This is a genomic window from Pseudomonas sp. HMWF032 (assembly GCF_003060885.1).
GTDB lineage: Bacteria > Pseudomonadota > Gammaproteobacteria > Pseudomonadales > Pseudomonadaceae > Aquipseudomonas.
Genome location: NZ_QAIG01000012.1, coordinates 203,019 through 218,118, shown reverse-complemented (window position 1 = coordinate 218,118; position 15,100 = coordinate 203,019). Strand labels below are relative to the sequence as shown.

The window sequence follows — 15,100 nt, the reverse complement described above, 5'->3', positions numbered from 1 at the left end:
ATCAGTCGGTGAGGGCTGGGCTAGCTGAGTGAGGCCCGCGGGCGTACGACGAGAATCGCTTCGGTGCGGCTGGAGACATTGAGCTTGGAGTAGATGTTCTTCAGGTGCCATTTGGTGGTGGACAGAGCAATACCGGTCTTGTCGCTGATCTGCGTATTCGACAGTCCGCTGAGCAGGCACTCGAACACTTCCACTTCCCGCCCGGTGAGCAGGCCACTGGCCAGTGGATCAAATGGCGGTGCGCTCTGCTCACCCTGCAGGAATTCGGCATAGTGCTCGCGGTACTTGTCCGGCACTGCGAGCAGACCGGCCTGCACCAGGCTCAGCACACCCGCGGCAAAACCCGGCGCCTCGTCGAACACCGAACGGTTGATATTGACGATGCCATGGGCCTCCACCAGACGGCTGAGGGCCTCGAGTTGTTGCGCTTTGCTCTGTGTGGTGGCGGCCAAGACCAGTTGATTGGCTTCAACGATCAGCCGTCGCGCGCGCATTTCGCTGCGCTGCAGCGCCGCACCAAGCACCTTGAGAATCCGCGCCGCCTGTACCTGCGCACCGCGCGCCTGCAACCAGTAGACGCAGGCCAGGCCCAAACGCTCCCAACTCTCGTCATAAGGCCGCACCGTCTCCCACTCCCCGGCTTGCAAACGTGCCGGCAGATCATAGCGCTGAGCCACCGCGTCCATGGTAGCCGCCTTACCGCCAAGCCAAGCCTGGCGCATGCTTTCCTGAGCCACCTGGCTGACAAATCGCGCGTAGTTACCCAGCTGCAGGATGCACGACAGCTGATCCAGCAGACGGCAGGCCCGGGCCTGCTGCTGACGCCGGTGCAACAGCCGTGACAGGGTAATGTAAACCGTGGCAATCGCCTCGGTGGCCGAAGACGAGTTGACCATCGCCATCAGCTCGTCGCACAGCTGTTGTGCCTCGTTCAGCTGATTCTGCTCGTACAGCACCACCACCATGGCCGTGGCACGGTTGACCCAGGCCGGAGACGTCGGATTGGTGCCCTGATAATCCAGGCATACCTGCTTGCGTGCGTGTGTTGCACGCCCGGCGTTGCGATGGCACAGGGCAATGATCAGGTCGGTGTAGCTCTCCAGGAAACTGTGCCCGCATTGCGCCAACAGTTGCTTGGACTCGCTGGCAAAGCGAATGGCCTCCTGCAAGCGTGCCCCCAGCAGGTGCTGATAGGCAATCACCGCCAGGGTGCAGGCACGGATTTCCAGGTCCTGCCCCGCGCCCAACAGGTCACGCCAGGCCGGCGGCGGCTCAAAGTCCTTGTCCTGCTCGAACAAGCCAAGCAGCAAAGCGAGAAACTGCCGCGTCGCCGGCTCCAGGTTCGCGCCAGGTGCACGCACCTGCAGGCCATCGAGTAATTCCAGGTGGTAATGCGCCTGATGGAAGCGCCGTGACAGCGACAGCGCGGCAATCAGCCAGCCCAATAGTTTGGGTTGGGCCAGCAGCAGCGATTCCGGCAACGGCTCCAGCCAGCGCAGGATGTCACCGAACTGGCCGCTGCGAACCCAGGCCGCGCAGCTGTGCTCCAACAGCCCGAGAAACAGCTGCTGACCCGCACAGTGCTGGGCATGCTGTAAAGCCTGCTCATGCTCGCCCAGTTGCATGAAGTAATCCGCTGCGCGACTGTGCAGCTGATCCAGGCGGGCGTATTCCTCGATCAGCAGGCGCCGGCAGAGAAAGTCCTGCAGCAACGCATGGAAGCGAAAGCTGCCAGGCTGGTTTTCCACCGGCAGCAGGAACAACTGCCGCTCAGCCAACTCCTCCAATAACAGCGCTGAGCCCGTGCGCTGCAGCACATGGTCACAGAGCGCACCATCAAAACGCTCGAACAGCCCGCAGCACAGAAGAAACTCGCGCAGGTGCGGTGGCAACTGGCGCAGCACCACATGGCCAAAGTAATCGACGATTTCCGGCTGGCTGCCGTTGAAACGTTGCAACGCCTGGGTGCCGAAGCGCGCATAGGCCAACAAGGCGATCTTCACCCCTGCCACCCAGCCTTCCGTCATACCCAGCAGGCTGTCGAGGTAATCCGGGTTCAGCGCCTGCCCGCCCAGGTGGCGGTTGAGCTGCTGCACCTGCTCGGCGGACAAGCGCAAGTCGTGCTGATCGATACACAGCAGGCGGTTTTCCAGCTTCAGCTGGCTCAGGGCAAAGCCTGGATGATTGCGGCTGGCGATGATCAGGTGAACATGGCTCGGCAGCTGCTCCAGCAGCACCGCCATCACCTCCAGAATACTGCGCGACTCAATCCACTGAAAATCATCGAACGCGATAAACAGCGGCCCTTCGACTCGCTCCAGCGCATCGCCGAACAGCTCGCCCAGCAGCCGTGGCGACAGACTGGACGCCAGCGCCAGCGGGTTGAACCAGGACGTGTCGAAGTCAATGACCTGGGCGCGAATGCCCTCGGCCAGGTGACGGAAAAAGCACAGCGGGTCGTTGTCGCGTGCCTGCAGCGGGTAATGCACGAGCGTCGCCGCACAGCCAGCGCGCCAGTGCTGCAGCAAGGTGGACTTGCCGGAGCCAGCCGGGGCCAGCAGCAACGTCAGGGCAAAATCGTCACTGCGCCCCAGCAGGTCCAGCAGGCTCTGGCGGAGCACACCATTGGCAGACGAAATACACGGCTGAATTCGGTCCATGAGTCAGACCCTGTTCTTATTATTTGTGCGCGATCAGACGCCGCGCCTGCGATGAATGCTAGCGCCTGCGCCTGAAGAGAATTTGAAGTGCGTCAAAGTTCGCCCACGGCTAGCCAAAGGTTGGCCTGCAGCCGAACGCATCAGTGGACAAACCCAGCAATAAACAGCCGCTGTGGAGAAATGATGCACCTGGCGAGCAACCGCCAGGTGCTGGGAGCGGTTTAGAGTGCCGCCAGACCGCGAGCCAGATCGGCCTTGAGGTCGGCCAGGTCTTCCAGACCCACGGCAACGCGGATCAGGTTGTCGCGAATACCGGCATTGGCGCGCTCGGCCGGGGTCAAACGACCGTGCGAAGTGGTCGCCGGATGCGCGATGGTGGTTTTCGTATCACCCAGGTTGGTGGTGATGGAAATCACCCGTGTGGCATCGATAAAACGCCACGCCGCTTCCTTGCCCCCCTTCACCTCAAAGCTGACCACCGCACCGAAGGCACTCTGTTGGCGCTTGGCCAGTTCATGCTGCGGGTGGCTGGGTAAGCCGGCGTAGTACACGTGTTCAATGCCGTCCTGCTGCTCCAGCCATTGCGCCAAATGCAGCGCACTGGCGCAATGGGCCTGCATGCGGATGCGCAGGGTTTCCAGGCCTTTGAGGAAGATCCAGGCATTGAATGGGCTCAGCGTCGGCCCGGCGGTGCGCAGAAAACCCACCACATCGGCCATCAACTTGGCCGAGCCCGCCACCACCCCACCCATGCTGCGGCCTTGGCCGTCGATGTACTTGGTGGCCGAATGCATCACCACATCCGCACCGAGCTTGATCGGCTGCTGCAAGGCCGGCGTGCAAAAGCAGTTGTCCACCGCCAGCAATGCGCCGTTGCGATGGGCAATGTCGGCCAGCGCGGCAATGTCCACCAACTCGGCCAGCGGGTTGGACGGCGACTCGACAAACAGCAACTTGGTGTTGGTCTTAAACGCCGCCGCCCAGCCGTCGAGATCCGCCAAGGGCACATAATCAACCTGCACACCAAAGCGCTTGAGGTACTTTTCGAACAGGCTGATGGTTGAGCCGAACACACTGCGCGACACCAGCACGTGGTCGCCTGCGCTGCACAGGCTCATGACAATGGCCAGAATCGCCGACATGCCGGACGAGGTCGCCACAGCCTGCTCGGCCCCTTCCAGCGCGGCAATGCGCTCTTCAAAGGCACGCACAGTCGGGTTGGTGTAGCGCGAATAGACATTGCCCGGCACTTCGCCAGCAAAGCGCGCCGCCGCATCGGCCGCCGAACGGAACACGTAACTGGACGTCGGGTAAATCGCCTCGCTGTGCTCGCCCTCGGGGGAGCGATGCTGACCGGCGCGCACCGCCAAGGTGTCGAAGCCGACGCCTTCAAGATCGCTGTCCAGACGTCCCGCTTGCCATTCCTGACTCATACCTACCTCTTCACAGCAAAAGCCCGGATAGGCTCCGGGCTAAAAATTCCAAATGGGCCCGGATACATCCCGGGCCGAACGCCAAGGGCTGATGGTTTAGTTGTTGTACAAATCGATAATCGCACTGACCGCCTGCGACTTGACCTTGGAGGCATCGTTGCGTGCCTGCTCGATCTTGTTCAGGTAAGCCTCATCAACGTCACCGGTGACGTACTTGCCGTCAAACACCGCGCAGTCAAAATTGTCGATCTTGATCTTCTTGCTGCCGCTGACCGCTTCGATCAGATCCGGCAGATCCTGATACACCAGCCAGTCGGCACCGATCAGCTCACACACCTCTTCGGTGGTGCGGCCGTGCGCAATCAACTCGTGGGCGCTGGGCATGTCGATGCCATAAACGTTGGGATAACGCACTGCCGGTGCAGCCGAGCAGAAGTACACGTTCTTCGCCCCGGCTTCGCGGGCCATCTGGATGATCTGCTTACAGGTGGTGCCGCGCACGATGGAGTCATCGACCAGCATGACGTTCTTGCCACGAAACTCCAGCTCGATTGCATTGAGCTTCTGGCGCACGGATTTTTTGCGCGCGGCCTGACCGGGCATGATGAAGGTGCGGCCGATGTAACGGTTCTTGACGAAGCCTTCGCGGAATTTCACACCCAAGTGGTTGGCCAACTCCAGTGCAGCGGTGCGACTGGTGTCCGGAATCGGGATGACCACGTCGATGTCATGCTGCGGACGTTCACGGAGGATCTTGTCGGCCAGCTTCTCGCCCATGCGCAGGCGCGCCTTGTACACCGAGATGCCGTCCATGATCGAATCCGGACGCGCCAGGTAAACGTGCTCAAAGATGCACGGTGCATATGTTGGATTGGCCGCGCACTGACGGGTGAACAGCTTGCCTTCCTCGGTGATATACACCGCTTCGCCCGGTGCCAGGTCACGGATCAAGGTAAAGCCGAGCACGTCGAGCGACACGCTTTCGGAGGCAATCATGTATTCCACACCTTCATCGGTGTGACGCTGGCCAAACACAATCGGACGAATGCCGTTAGGGTCGCGGAAACCGACAATGCCGTAGCCAGTGATCATCGCCACCACTGCATAACCGCCCAAGCAGCGCTCGTGCACCTCCGTCACCGCGGCGAACACGTCTTCTTCGGTCGGCTGCAGCTTGCCGCGCTGCGCCAACTCGTGAGCAAACACGTTAAGCAGCACTTCCGAATCGGAGTTGGTGTTGACGTGGCGCAGGTCAGATTCGTAAATCTCCTTGGCCAGCTGCTCGACGTTGGTCAGGTTGCCGTTGTGCGCCAAGGTGATGCCGTACGGCGAGTTGACGTAGAACGGTTGCGCTTCGGCGGAGCTGGAACTGCCCGCCGTCGGGTAGCGCACGTGGCCGATACCCATATGGCCGACCAGACGCTGCATGTGGCGTTGTTGGAAGACATCACGCACCAGGCCGTTGTCCTTACGCAGGAACAGGCGGCCATCATGGCTGGTGACAATACCGGCAGCATCCTGGCCGCGGTGCTGGAGGACGGTCAGCCCGTCATACAGCGCCTGATTGACGTTCGATTTACCGACGATACCGACAATGCCGCACATGTGACGCAACCCCTACTCAATGGAACACGATGATTCGCAATGCACTTACGGCAGCTTGGGCTGCAGCAGCGCCTCTTTGAACGGTAACTCCACCGGCGCTGTCACGCCGCTGGCAAGCCACTGACTGGACACCCCAAGGATCAGGTTTTTCGACCAGTCTGCAACCATCAGAAAATGTGGCATCAGCGCTGATTCCTGCCACCAGCGGTCTTGCTGCACAGGTGCCAGGCTGATCAAGCCGACCAACACCACGACCAGCAGTCCACCGCGCGCTGCGCCGAAGACCATACCGAGAAAACGATCAGTACCCGACAGGCCGGTCACCCGGATCAGCTCACCGATCAGGTAGTTGACCAGGGCCCCCACCAACAGGGTGACCACAAACAGCATGGCGCAACCTGCAATCACGCGCGCCGAAGGGGTATCGATGTAGTCCACCAGGTGCTGCGACAGCGCGCCGCCGAACATCCAGGCGACCACGCCAGCAATGATCCAGGTAAGCAGCGACAGGGCTTCCTTGACGAAGCCTCGGCTCAGACTGATCAGACTTGAAATGGCGATAACGGCGATAATCGCCCAATCGACCCAGGTGAATGCCACGATGCAGGTTACCGACTGGAAAGGCGCTGCATTTTAGCAGAGCACCTACAAAGGGAGTAAGCAAAGGATTCACCAACCGCTGAAATGCCCGGCGAACCTGGCGACTTGCCTAGACTGACGGGCAGATCAGGCCGGTTGTTCAGCCCGCTTCAGGCTGGAAGCGCACCACAAAACCATTGAGTTTGTGCTGACGGTTGAGCTGATCACGTAGACGATCCGCCTCGGCGCGCTCGATCAGTGGCCCGACAAATACCCGGTTCATGCCATCAACGCTGCGGATGTAGGCGTTGTAGCCTTGAGTACGCAGGGTTTTCTGCAGCTTCTGCGCGCCATCGCTGCTGGACAGGCTCGCCAGCTGCACCGACCAGCTAATCGGCAGGCTATTGGCATCCAGCTTACTGGGCGCAGCAGGTGGCGCGGCCACTAGTGCAGCAGCAGGGGCAGGCACTGCGGCCACGGCCGGCTGCTCAAGCGACGGCGCCTCGACCGGCTCCGGACTTTGCATGGCGCCGGAACCAACCGGTTCATCCGGCAACAACTGCGGCACAGGTACCGCCACGGCTTGCACCTCGAGACTGGGCATTTCAGGCGCAGCCGGCATTTCAGGGGCATCGACCTGCACCCGACGCGACTCGTCTTCACGCGATAACAACATCGGCAGGAAGATCACTGCCAGCGCCAGCAACACCAGCGCACCGACCATGCGCTGCTTCAATCCTTTATCCAGCAAAGCCATCCTGCACGCCCCCATTGGCTTGGCGGGCCAGCCAATCCAGGGCCTCGGCCACGCAGTAGAAAGATCCAAACAGCAGCACTTCATCGCCATCAGCGGCCCGCTCGCACTGAGCCTCCAGTGCGGCCTGCACACTGGCATAAGCAGCCACTTGCGCACCACAGTCCTGCAGATGCGCCTGCAACTCGGCAGCTTCACGGCTACGACTGGTCGGCAATGGCGCCACCGCCCAGCTGTCCACGTCAGCCAGCAAGGGGGCAATCACACCGTTCAAGTCCTTGTCAGCGAGCAGACCAAATACCGCCAAACGCTTGCCAGGCAGGACTCGCGAAGCCAGACGCTGAGCCAGATAGTCAGCCGCATGGGGATTATGCCCAACATCGAGCAGCAGCGTGAGTGACTTGCCCTGCCAATTGAGCATTCTGCGATCCAATCGCCCGGTGACTCGGGTCTGCAGCAACGCTTTGCGGATCGCCTCAGGCTGCCAGGGCAGCTGCATCACCGCATAAGCCTGTAAGGCCAGGGCTGCGTTTTCCATAGGCAGATCAAGCAACGGCAACTGATCAAGATGCAGCACTTGGCCCTGCGCATTGAGGCCATGCCAAGTCCAGTCATGCTCATTCATGCTCAGGTCATAATCGCGGCCACGCAGGAAAAATGGCGTGTCCAGCAATGCCACCTGATCGAGCAGCGGTTGCGGCGGATCAATATCACCGCACAAGGCAGGTTTCGCGGCGCGCAGAATACCAGCCTTCTCGAAGGCGACTGATTCGCGGCTATCGCCGAGCCAGTCGGCATGATCGATACCAATGCTGGTCACCACGGCAATATCGGCATCCAGCAGGTTCACCGCATCCAGACGACCGCCCAGCCCCACTTCCAGAACCAGAGCATCCAGCCCAGCTTGCTGGAATAGCCAGAAAGCTGCCAGGGTGCCCATTTCAAAATAGGTCAGCGAAGTGTCGCCGCGCGCTGCCTCAACCACGGCAAAGGCTTCACAGAGCTGGGCATCACTGGCTTCAACACCGACAATCTGCACACGCTCGTTGTAACGCAGCAGATGGGGTGAGCTGTAGACACCAACCTTGAGCCCCTGCCCTTGCAGCAGCGAGGCGATAAAGGCACAGGTAGATCCCTTGCCATTGGTGCCGGTGACGGTGATCACCCGAGGTGCAATCCTGGCTAACCCCAGACGCTGCAGGACGATCCGGGAACGCTCCAGCCCCATATCAATGGCGCTAGGGTGCAGTTGCTCCAGATAACTCAGCCAATCGGCAAGGGAACGTTCAGTCATGCAGTCGCCGACAGTGCAACAGGCGATGGCAACCCCATCAGCTGGGCCAACAGACGCGCCAGGCGCGGACGCAACTCGGCACGGTGAATGATCATGTCGATGGCGCCGTGCTCTAGCAGGAACTCACTGCGCTGGAAACCTTCAGGCAGCTTCTCGCGCACGGTCTGCTCGATGACCCGCGGGCCCGCGAAGCCGATCAGTGCACGGGGCTCGGCAACAATCACATCACCGAGCATGGCCAGACTGGCAGACACGCCGCCGTACACCGGGTCAGTCAGCACGGAAATAAACGGAATACCTTCTTCACGCAGACGTGCCAGTACAGCCGAGGTCTTAGCCATCTGCATCAGCGAGATCAGCGCCTCCTGCATACGCGCACCACCGGACGCGGAGAAACATACCAACGGGCAACGTTGCTCCAGAGCGGCATTAGCGGCGCGGACAAAGCGCTCACCAACGATGGCGCCCATCGACCCCCCCATAAAGGAGAATTCGAATGCACAGGTGACCACTGGCATGCCTTCCAGGGTGCCACGGATGGCAATCAGGGCATCCTTCTCACCCGTCTGCTTCTGCGCGCCAGCAAGGCGATCCTTGTACTTCTTGCTGTCGCGAAACTTCAGGCGATCAACCGGCTCAAGTTCGGCACCCAGTTCTTCACGGCCATCGGCATCAAGGAAGATATCCAGCCGCGCACGGGCATCGATGCGCATGTGATGATTGCACTTGGGACAAACATCCAGGGTCTTTTCCAGCTCAGGCTTGTACAACACCGCATCGCAAGACGGGCATTTGTGCCACAGCCCTTCGGGCACCGAACTCTTTTTGACCTCGGAACGCATGATCGATGGGATCAGTTTATCTACCAACCAGTTGCTCATGCTCTTGACTCTCCAAAGCTGTTAACCGGGCGGGCTGCGCTATATGCGACCGGGCCTGCCAGGGAAAATTCATGAGTACAGCCATTTCAGGGACCGGTGCCGGCACCAGCCACCTTGAATCAACCGCCTGCAGTATTCATACAACCTGCAACAGGGTTATGGACGGCCAAGCCAGCAGCGTCGTCACATACCCCGGCACCACTCACCCACGCTTGACCGCCTGCATGAACGCCTTGATCTTCGCCGCATCCTTAATGCCTTTGGCCGACTCGACACCGCCACTGACATCGACGGCGTAAGGACGCACCTGAGTAATGGCCTGGGCCACATTTTCGGCCGTCAGGCCACCCGCCAGAATGACCGGCTTGCCCAATTGCGCCGGCACCAGCGACCAGTCGAAAGCCTCGCCCGTACCACCCGGGACACCCGGCACATAGGTGTCCAACAGTACGCCGCTGGCATTCTTGTACAGCGCTACCTGCGCAGCAATATCATCCGCCGGCTTAACGCGCAGCGCCTTGATATAAGGACGGTGATAACCATCACAGTCAGCCGGGGTCTCGTCGCCGTGAAATTGCAGCAAATCGAGCGGCACTGCATCAAGAATCTCCCCCAACTCACAGCGGCTGGCATCAACGAACAGGCCAACCGTGGTCACAAAAGGCGGCAAGGCATTAATGATGGCCCGCGCCTGCGGCACGCTGACCGCCCGCGGACTCTTGGCATAAAAGACCAGGCCAATGGCATCGGCCCCTGCCTCGACTGCAGCCAGTGCATCCTCTACACGGGTAATGCCACAAATCTTGCTGCGAACGGCTGACAACAGGATGACCTCAATTAATTCAGGAAAAGCCGGATGCTAGGGTCTGTTGGCGGCTCTGCGCAAGCCGCGCACTAACAAAAACGCAGCCCCCCCGCTGTTGATGCGCGTTCAGATCTCGACGGCGACGTCCGGCAAACCGGAGAGAAAATGCGGCCCCAGGTAACGCTTGGGCAAGTCGAATTCCTCGGGGTAGTCGACCTGCACCAGGTACAGCCCATAGGGATGAGCAGTCACCCCACCAGTACGCCGTACGCGGGTTTCCAGCACCTCCTGCGCCCATTCAACCGGCCGTTCGCCAGCACCAATGGTCATCAGCACACCGGCGATATTGCGCACCATATGATGTAAAAAGGCATTGGCGCGGATATCCAGCACGATAAACCGGCCGTACTGCAGCAATTCCAGGTGGTGCACCGTCTTGATTGGCGACTTGGCCTGGCATTGGCGCGCGCGGAACGCACTGAAATCGTGGGTACCAATGAAACACCGCGCCGCCTGGCGCATGCGTTCGATATCCAGCGGCCGGTGATTCCAGGTGACCTCTTCGGCCATATGCGCCGGACGAATCTGATCGTTATAGATCACATAACGGTAGCGACGCGCCATGGCACAGAAACGCGCATCAAAGTGCGCCGGCATCGACTTGGCCCAGGTCACGCTGATGTCGCCAGGCAGGTTCATATTCGCGCCCATCACCCAGGCATGCATGGAGCGCTCTACCGGTGTATCGAAATGCACCACCTGCGCACTGGCATGCACCAGCGCATCCGTACGTCCTGCGCAGCTCAGGGTAACGGGCACACCACCCGCGACTTTCGCCAGGGCTTTTTCCAGCGACTCCTGAATAGACGGCACACCGGCACGCTGACGCTGAAAACCACGATAACGTGAACCTTTGTACTCGACACCAAGGGCTATCTTGAAAACGCCAACGGCAGCCGAATCGGCTGCCGTTGTAGTAAGACCATCAGACATGTATCAAACCAGTTTAGCGATCAGCTCACGCGCTTCCTGTTGCTGACCTTCGTTACCTTCGGTGATGACTTCATCAAGGATGTCGCGAGCACCTTCGGTATCACCCATGTCGATGTAGGCGCGAGCCAGATCAAGCTTGGTGGCCGTCTCGTCAGTGCCGGAGAGGAAATCGAAGTCATCGTCATTGTCCAGCGCCGCGCTGGCAGGCACAGCACTTGTCGACAGATCCAGATCAGCAGGCTGATCCAGGTCATCGGAGAGCAGATCCAACTCGGCACTGACTTCGTCCAGTTGCGCAGCAAAGCTGTCGCTCGATGGCTGAGCAGGTGCTTCATCACTCAGCGACAGGTCGAAGTCAGCTGACAGGTCAAAGTCACCAGCCGTTTCTTCTGCTGGCAGCTCGAAGCTTGACTCTGCAGCAGCAGGCGTCGCACTGGGCTCATCATCCAGGCTCAGCAGGAAATCATCCTCAGCATCTGCCGCAGGTTTGGCTGGCGCATCCAGATCGAGACTGAAGTCCGCCAGATCACCCCCCAAGTCCAAGCTATCACTACTGCTGTCCGCCAGACTCAGGTCAAAGCCCAGGTCATCCTCCTTATTATCGGCCTGCTCAAGCGGCGAGCTAAAGTCCAGGTCGTTGTCCAGTGACAGACTGTCCAGATCATTCAGCGAGGCATTATCACCAGCTGCTTGCAGGTCACGGTCCAGTTCAGACTCAAGGTCATCCAGGCTCAGGTCAAATGCATCATCCTGATCACCAGCCGGTGCTTTCGGAGCCGGGTCATCCAGGGTCAGATCATCCAGGCTGAAGCTGTCGAGATCTTCGGCAGTCGCAGCCGCTGCAAAACCGGCTCCGGCAGCTACCGCTGCCATCGCAGGGTACTTGGCCTTGATTTGATCGACTTCGGCAGCGCTGCCACCGATTTCACGCAGTTCGTTGTCCTGACGGGCAAAGCCATTACGGTCCCCCATCTCGGCATAGACTTCCATCAGCTTCAGACGCAGATCACTGCGCTGTGGCTCGTCATTGATTGCGGTCTGCAGCAGCTCGGCAGCCTGCGGGAAACGGCCATAGGCGATGTAGATATCGGCCTCACCCAAAGCATCACCAGTCTGCGCGGTAACCCGCTCATCGCTCGGTACATCGGCTTGTTGGCCAGCGAGGTCATCGCTCAGTCCGGCAAAACTGTCATCAGGCAGATCCAGGCCTGCACCCAGGTCGGCGGCATTTTCATCAGAGGCCAGACTTTCCTGCAATTCCGCTTCTTTCATGGCATTGCGACGGGAAAGCATCATCAATGCGACGAGGAGCACCAACAACGCACCACCGCCGGCAACGCCCAGCAGCATCGGGTTAGCCAATAAATCATTAAAAGCGCTGCTCTCGGCCTGCGGCTCTGCAACCACCGGCGTTTCAACTACAGGAGCAGGCGGTGCTACCGGGGCTGGCTCAGGTGCCACAACCGGAGCAGGCACCTGTGCAACGGGAGCGGCCGCTTCAGGCTGCGCAGCAGGCTCTTCGCTGTAGTTGAAATCAGTCTCACCGGTCGCAACCGGCGTAACCGAATCGGGCGTGGCAGCAGGTTTTTGTATTGCAGCGGCTGGCGCCGGGGTCACTGGGACCTCCGCAGCTACCGGCGTTTCAACTGCTGCCGCCGGTGCAGCCGCTGGAACCGGCGTTTTGTTTTGTGCTGCCAGGTCGGCCTGCAGCTTGGCCATCTGATCGTCTTTCAGCTGGATCAGACGCTGCAGCTTGTCGAGCTGGCTCTGCAGATCGGTCATACGACCTTTCAGCTCGTCATTTTCACGGCGACTGGAGTCCAGGCTTTCCTGAGTCACGGCCAATTTGTCGGTCAACGCTTTGCTGTCGGCTGCGCCCTTGTCGCTGCCGGCGGTGGCTTTACCACTATCAGCGGCAACCAGCTTCAGGCTATCGCCTGTTTCAACCTTGGCCGGTGCGGCAGCGGCGTTGGTGCGTTTGGTGGCATCCAGTTGACGGGCGCTGGCGGCTACACTACGACCTTCGCGCCAGGCGGCATTCTGCTCGGCAACCTGAGCAATAGCCTCACCTTGGGAACGGCTCTTGACCTGTTGCTCATCAGGCAAGCGCAGTACCTGGCCATTTTTCAGACGGTTGATATTGCCGCCGACAAAGGCATCCGGGTTCAAGTCCTGAATAGCCAGCATGGCTTGGTGCACACTTCCGCCCGCACGTGCACGCTGGGCAATCTCCCAGAGTGTGTCATTAGCCGTAGTTTTGTATTCATTGCCGTCCAGCGGTTTGGCTGCAGGGGCGACAGGGGCAGCTGGGGCAACAGGACGAGCAACCGGGGCGACTGCAACGGCTGGACGAGTGGCTGTGGCAGGTGCCTGCACACGTGGTGCTGGTGCGGCAACAGGCAGCTGTGCAGCAGCCGGGATTACGCTCTGTGGACTGTAGAGTGGCGGATCCAGCAGCAAGGTGTATTCACGCAGCAAACGACCATTGGGCCACAGCACTTCAACCAAGAAGTTCAGGTAGGGTTCGCGCATGGGCTTATTGGACGTTACCCGAATGACACTTTTGCCATTGGGTTTGAGCACCGGTGTAAATTTGAGATCCGTCAGGAAGTACTGACGATCTACACCAGCTTTGGTAAATGCTTCAGGTGACGCCAGAGTCGGAATAACTTCACTTGAGGCCAGGTCGCGCACTTCCAGCAACTCGATCTCTGCGACCAGCGGCTGATTGAGCGCCGATTGCAGGGTCACCTCACCCAACCCCAGCGCGTGCGCCATACCGGATGACAGCGCCGAAGCAGCTGCTATTGCCAGCACCAGTTTGCGAACCCGAACCATAGCGTTATCCCTTGTTTTATCTTTTTTCTCGGCCAGCGAGAGGATATTGAAAATTGCTGCCTGCCCCACCCGAAGGTGTAACCCCATTCAGCAATCAACTCAGCCAGTATTGCCAAGCTCGAAAGATTCTTCAAATTTCTAGGTAAGTATCTTTTACAGATAGTGTTTTATCAACAACTCGGCTATTTGCACAGCATTCAGCGCCGCGCCTTTTCTCACATTATCAGACGTAATCCACAAATTGAGTTGGGCTGGATCATCCAAACCAGCACGCACCCGGCCCACATAGACCACATCCTGGCCGACGGCATCGCCTACCGCAGTCGGGTAATCATCCCGCTCAACCAGTTCCAGCGCAGGTGCGCTGTCTAGTGCAGCACAGACCTGCTGCAAGTCGATAGCCGACTCAGCCTGCAGAGAAACGGTCAAACTGTCGCCAAAAAACACCGGCGCCTGGATACAGGTAATAGCAACCGGCAGTTGCGGCACGCCAAGCAATTGCCTGAGTTCACCGGCGATCTGCCGCTCCAACGCAGCATGCCCGTCGCTATCGGCCTGTTCGACCTGCGCCAACAGATTAAACGCCATCTGCCGGTCAAACAGGCGCGGTTCAAGGGCCCGACCGTTAAGCAATTCGGCCGTCTGGCGCGCCAGTTCGGATACAGCTTCACGGCCACGACTGGAAACAGCCAGGCAAGCGGTCACGGTCAGTCGCTGGATAACAAGGGATTCAGTCAGCGCGGCCAGCACCGCAGCCAGGGCGATCGCCGGCGCGCTCGGACTGGTCAGCAAGTATGGCGCATTCAGCGCAGCGAGCACCTGCGGATTGACCTCAGGCACCAGCCGCGGCGCCTGCTCGGCGGGCAGACCACTGGCCAGGTCAACCACTGCACAGCCGGCCGCAGCAGCCTGCGCCGCATACATCTGGGTAACCTTACTGCTTGCGGCAAAGAACGCCAGGCGCACACTGGCAAAATCAAAACCCTGCAGATCGCGAACGCGCAAGCTTTTGCCTTTGAAAGCCAGCGAGCGCCCTGCCGACTCTCCACTGGCCAGCAGGTGCAGATTGGCCACCGGAAACTCGCGCTCTTCCAGCAATTGCACCAAGGCTTCGCCAACGCTACCGGTGGCACCAATCACGGCAATATCAAAGGTTCGGGTCATGGCAACACTTCAAGCGAAATAAGCCCGGCACTGTATAGCCAGGCCCGCAAAATGCAAAGAAGCAGGCTGATGGGTGCTCGATTTGACTCGAACA

General features: G+C 59.8%; 11 protein-coding genes. All 11 read right to left on the bottom strand.

Features of this window, described 5'->3' with window-relative positions; all coding sequences use genetic code 11:
- Positions 1–20: 20 nt before the first annotated feature.
- The 11 genes from DBR00_RS16985 to DBR00_RS16935 all read right to left on the bottom strand — a co-directional run bounded on the left by DBR00_RS16985 (position 21) and on the right by DBR00_RS16935 (position 15,006).
- Positions 21–2,660, bottom strand: a complete 2,640-nt coding sequence (locus DBR00_RS16985; protein ID WP_108538086.1) for a LuxR C-terminal-related transcriptional regulator — start codon at positions 2,658–2,660, stop codon at positions 21–23.
- 221 nt (positions 2,661–2,881) lie between these two features.
- The gene (locus DBR00_RS16980; protein WP_108489091.1) at positions 2,882–4,093 is read right to left on the bottom strand and encodes an O-succinylhomoserine sulfhydrylase; all 1,212 of its coding nucleotides are present in this window, start codon (positions 4,091–4,093) and stop codon (positions 2,882–2,884) included.
- Positions 4,094–4,189: 96 nt separating this feature from the next.
- Positions 4,190–5,698 carry an amidophosphoribosyltransferase gene (gene purF / locus DBR00_RS16975; RefSeq protein ID WP_108489090.1) on the bottom strand — a complete coding sequence of 503 codons (1,509 nt, stop codon included), beginning with the start codon at positions 5,696–5,698 and terminating at the stop codon, positions 4,190–4,192.
- A 45-nt stretch (positions 5,699–5,743) separates the two neighbouring features.
- Positions 5,744–6,298, bottom strand: a complete 555-nt coding sequence (locus DBR00_RS16970; RefSeq protein WP_108489089.1) for a CvpA family protein — start codon at positions 6,296–6,298, stop codon at positions 5,744–5,746.
- 139 nt (positions 6,299–6,437) lie between these two features.
- Positions 6,438–7,034 (bottom strand): SPOR domain-containing protein, encoded by a 597-nt coding sequence (locus DBR00_RS16965; RefSeq protein ID WP_108489088.1) that lies wholly within the window; start codon positions 7,032–7,034, stop codon positions 6,438–6,440.
- Entirely contained in the window at positions 7,018–8,325 is a 1,308-nt protein-coding gene (folC, locus tag DBR00_RS16960; RefSeq protein ID WP_108489087.1) for a bifunctional tetrahydrofolate synthase/dihydrofolate synthase, read from the bottom strand. Before folC ends, DBR00_RS16965 begins: the two co-directional genes overlap by 17 nt.
- Positions 8,322–9,206 carry an acetyl-CoA carboxylase, carboxyltransferase subunit beta gene (gene accD / locus DBR00_RS16955; RefSeq protein ID WP_108489086.1) on the bottom strand — a complete coding sequence of 295 codons (885 nt, stop codon included), beginning with the start codon at positions 9,204–9,206 and terminating at the stop codon, positions 8,322–8,324. The genes folC and accD overlap by 4 nt, the downstream gene beginning before the upstream one ends.
- A 202-nt stretch (positions 9,207–9,408) precedes the next feature.
- Positions 9,409–10,029: a phosphoribosylanthranilate isomerase gene (locus tag DBR00_RS16950; RefSeq protein ID WP_108489085.1), complete on the bottom strand. Its 621-nt coding sequence runs from the start codon at positions 10,027–10,029 to the stop codon at positions 9,409–9,411.
- 108 nt (positions 10,030–10,137) lie between these two features.
- Positions 10,138–11,004 carry a tRNA pseudouridine(38-40) synthase TruA gene (truA, locus tag DBR00_RS16945; protein WP_108489084.1) on the bottom strand — a complete coding sequence of 289 codons (867 nt, stop codon included), beginning with the start codon at positions 11,002–11,004 and terminating at the stop codon, positions 10,138–10,140.
- Positions 11,005–11,007: 3 nt separating this feature from the next.
- Positions 11,008–13,842, bottom strand: a complete 2,835-nt coding sequence (locus DBR00_RS16940) for a FimV/HubP family polar landmark protein (RefSeq protein WP_108489083.1) — start codon at positions 13,840–13,842, stop codon at positions 11,008–11,010.
- A gap of 153 nt (positions 13,843–13,995) precedes the next feature.
- A complete protein-coding gene (locus tag DBR00_RS16935) occupies positions 13,996–15,006 on the bottom strand; it encodes an aspartate-semialdehyde dehydrogenase (RefSeq protein WP_108489082.1) in 1,011 nt (336 codons plus the stop codon).
- Between the last annotated feature and the right edge of the window lie 94 nt (positions 15,007–15,100).

Excerpts from the sequence above, each read along its gene's own strand:
- DBR00_RS16985 (WP_108538086.1), bottom strand. The coding sequence starts at position 2,660 with ATGGACCGAATTCAGCCGTGTATTTCGTCTGCCAATGGTGTGCTCCGC.
- DBR00_RS16980 (WP_108489091.1), bottom strand. The coding sequence starts at position 4,093 with ATGAGTCAGGAATGGCAAGCGGGACGTCTGGACAGCGATCTTGAAGGC.
- purF (WP_108489090.1), bottom strand. The coding sequence starts at position 5,698 with ATGTGCGGCATTGTCGGTATCGTCGGTAAATCGAACGTCAATCAGGCG.
- DBR00_RS16965 (WP_108489088.1), bottom strand. The coding sequence starts at position 7,034 with ATGGCTTTGCTGGATAAAGGATTGAAGCAGCGCATGGTCGGTGCGCTG.
- folC (WP_108489087.1), bottom strand. The coding sequence starts at position 8,325 with ATGACTGAACGTTCCCTTGCCGATTGGCTGAGTTATCTGGAGCAACTG.
- accD (WP_108489086.1), bottom strand. The coding sequence starts at position 9,206 with ATGAGCAACTGGTTGGTAGATAAACTGATCCCATCGATCATGCGTTCC.
- truA (WP_108489084.1), bottom strand. The coding sequence starts at position 11,004 with ATGTCTGATGGTCTTACTACAACGGCAGCCGATTCGGCTGCCGTTGGC.
- DBR00_RS16940 (WP_108489083.1), bottom strand. The coding sequence starts at position 13,842 with ATGGTTCGGGTTCGCAAACTGGTGCTGGCAATAGCAGCTGCTTCGGCG.
- DBR00_RS16935 (WP_108489082.1), bottom strand. The coding sequence starts at position 15,006 with ATGACCCGAACCTTTGATATTGCCGTGATTGGTGCCACCGGTAGCGTT.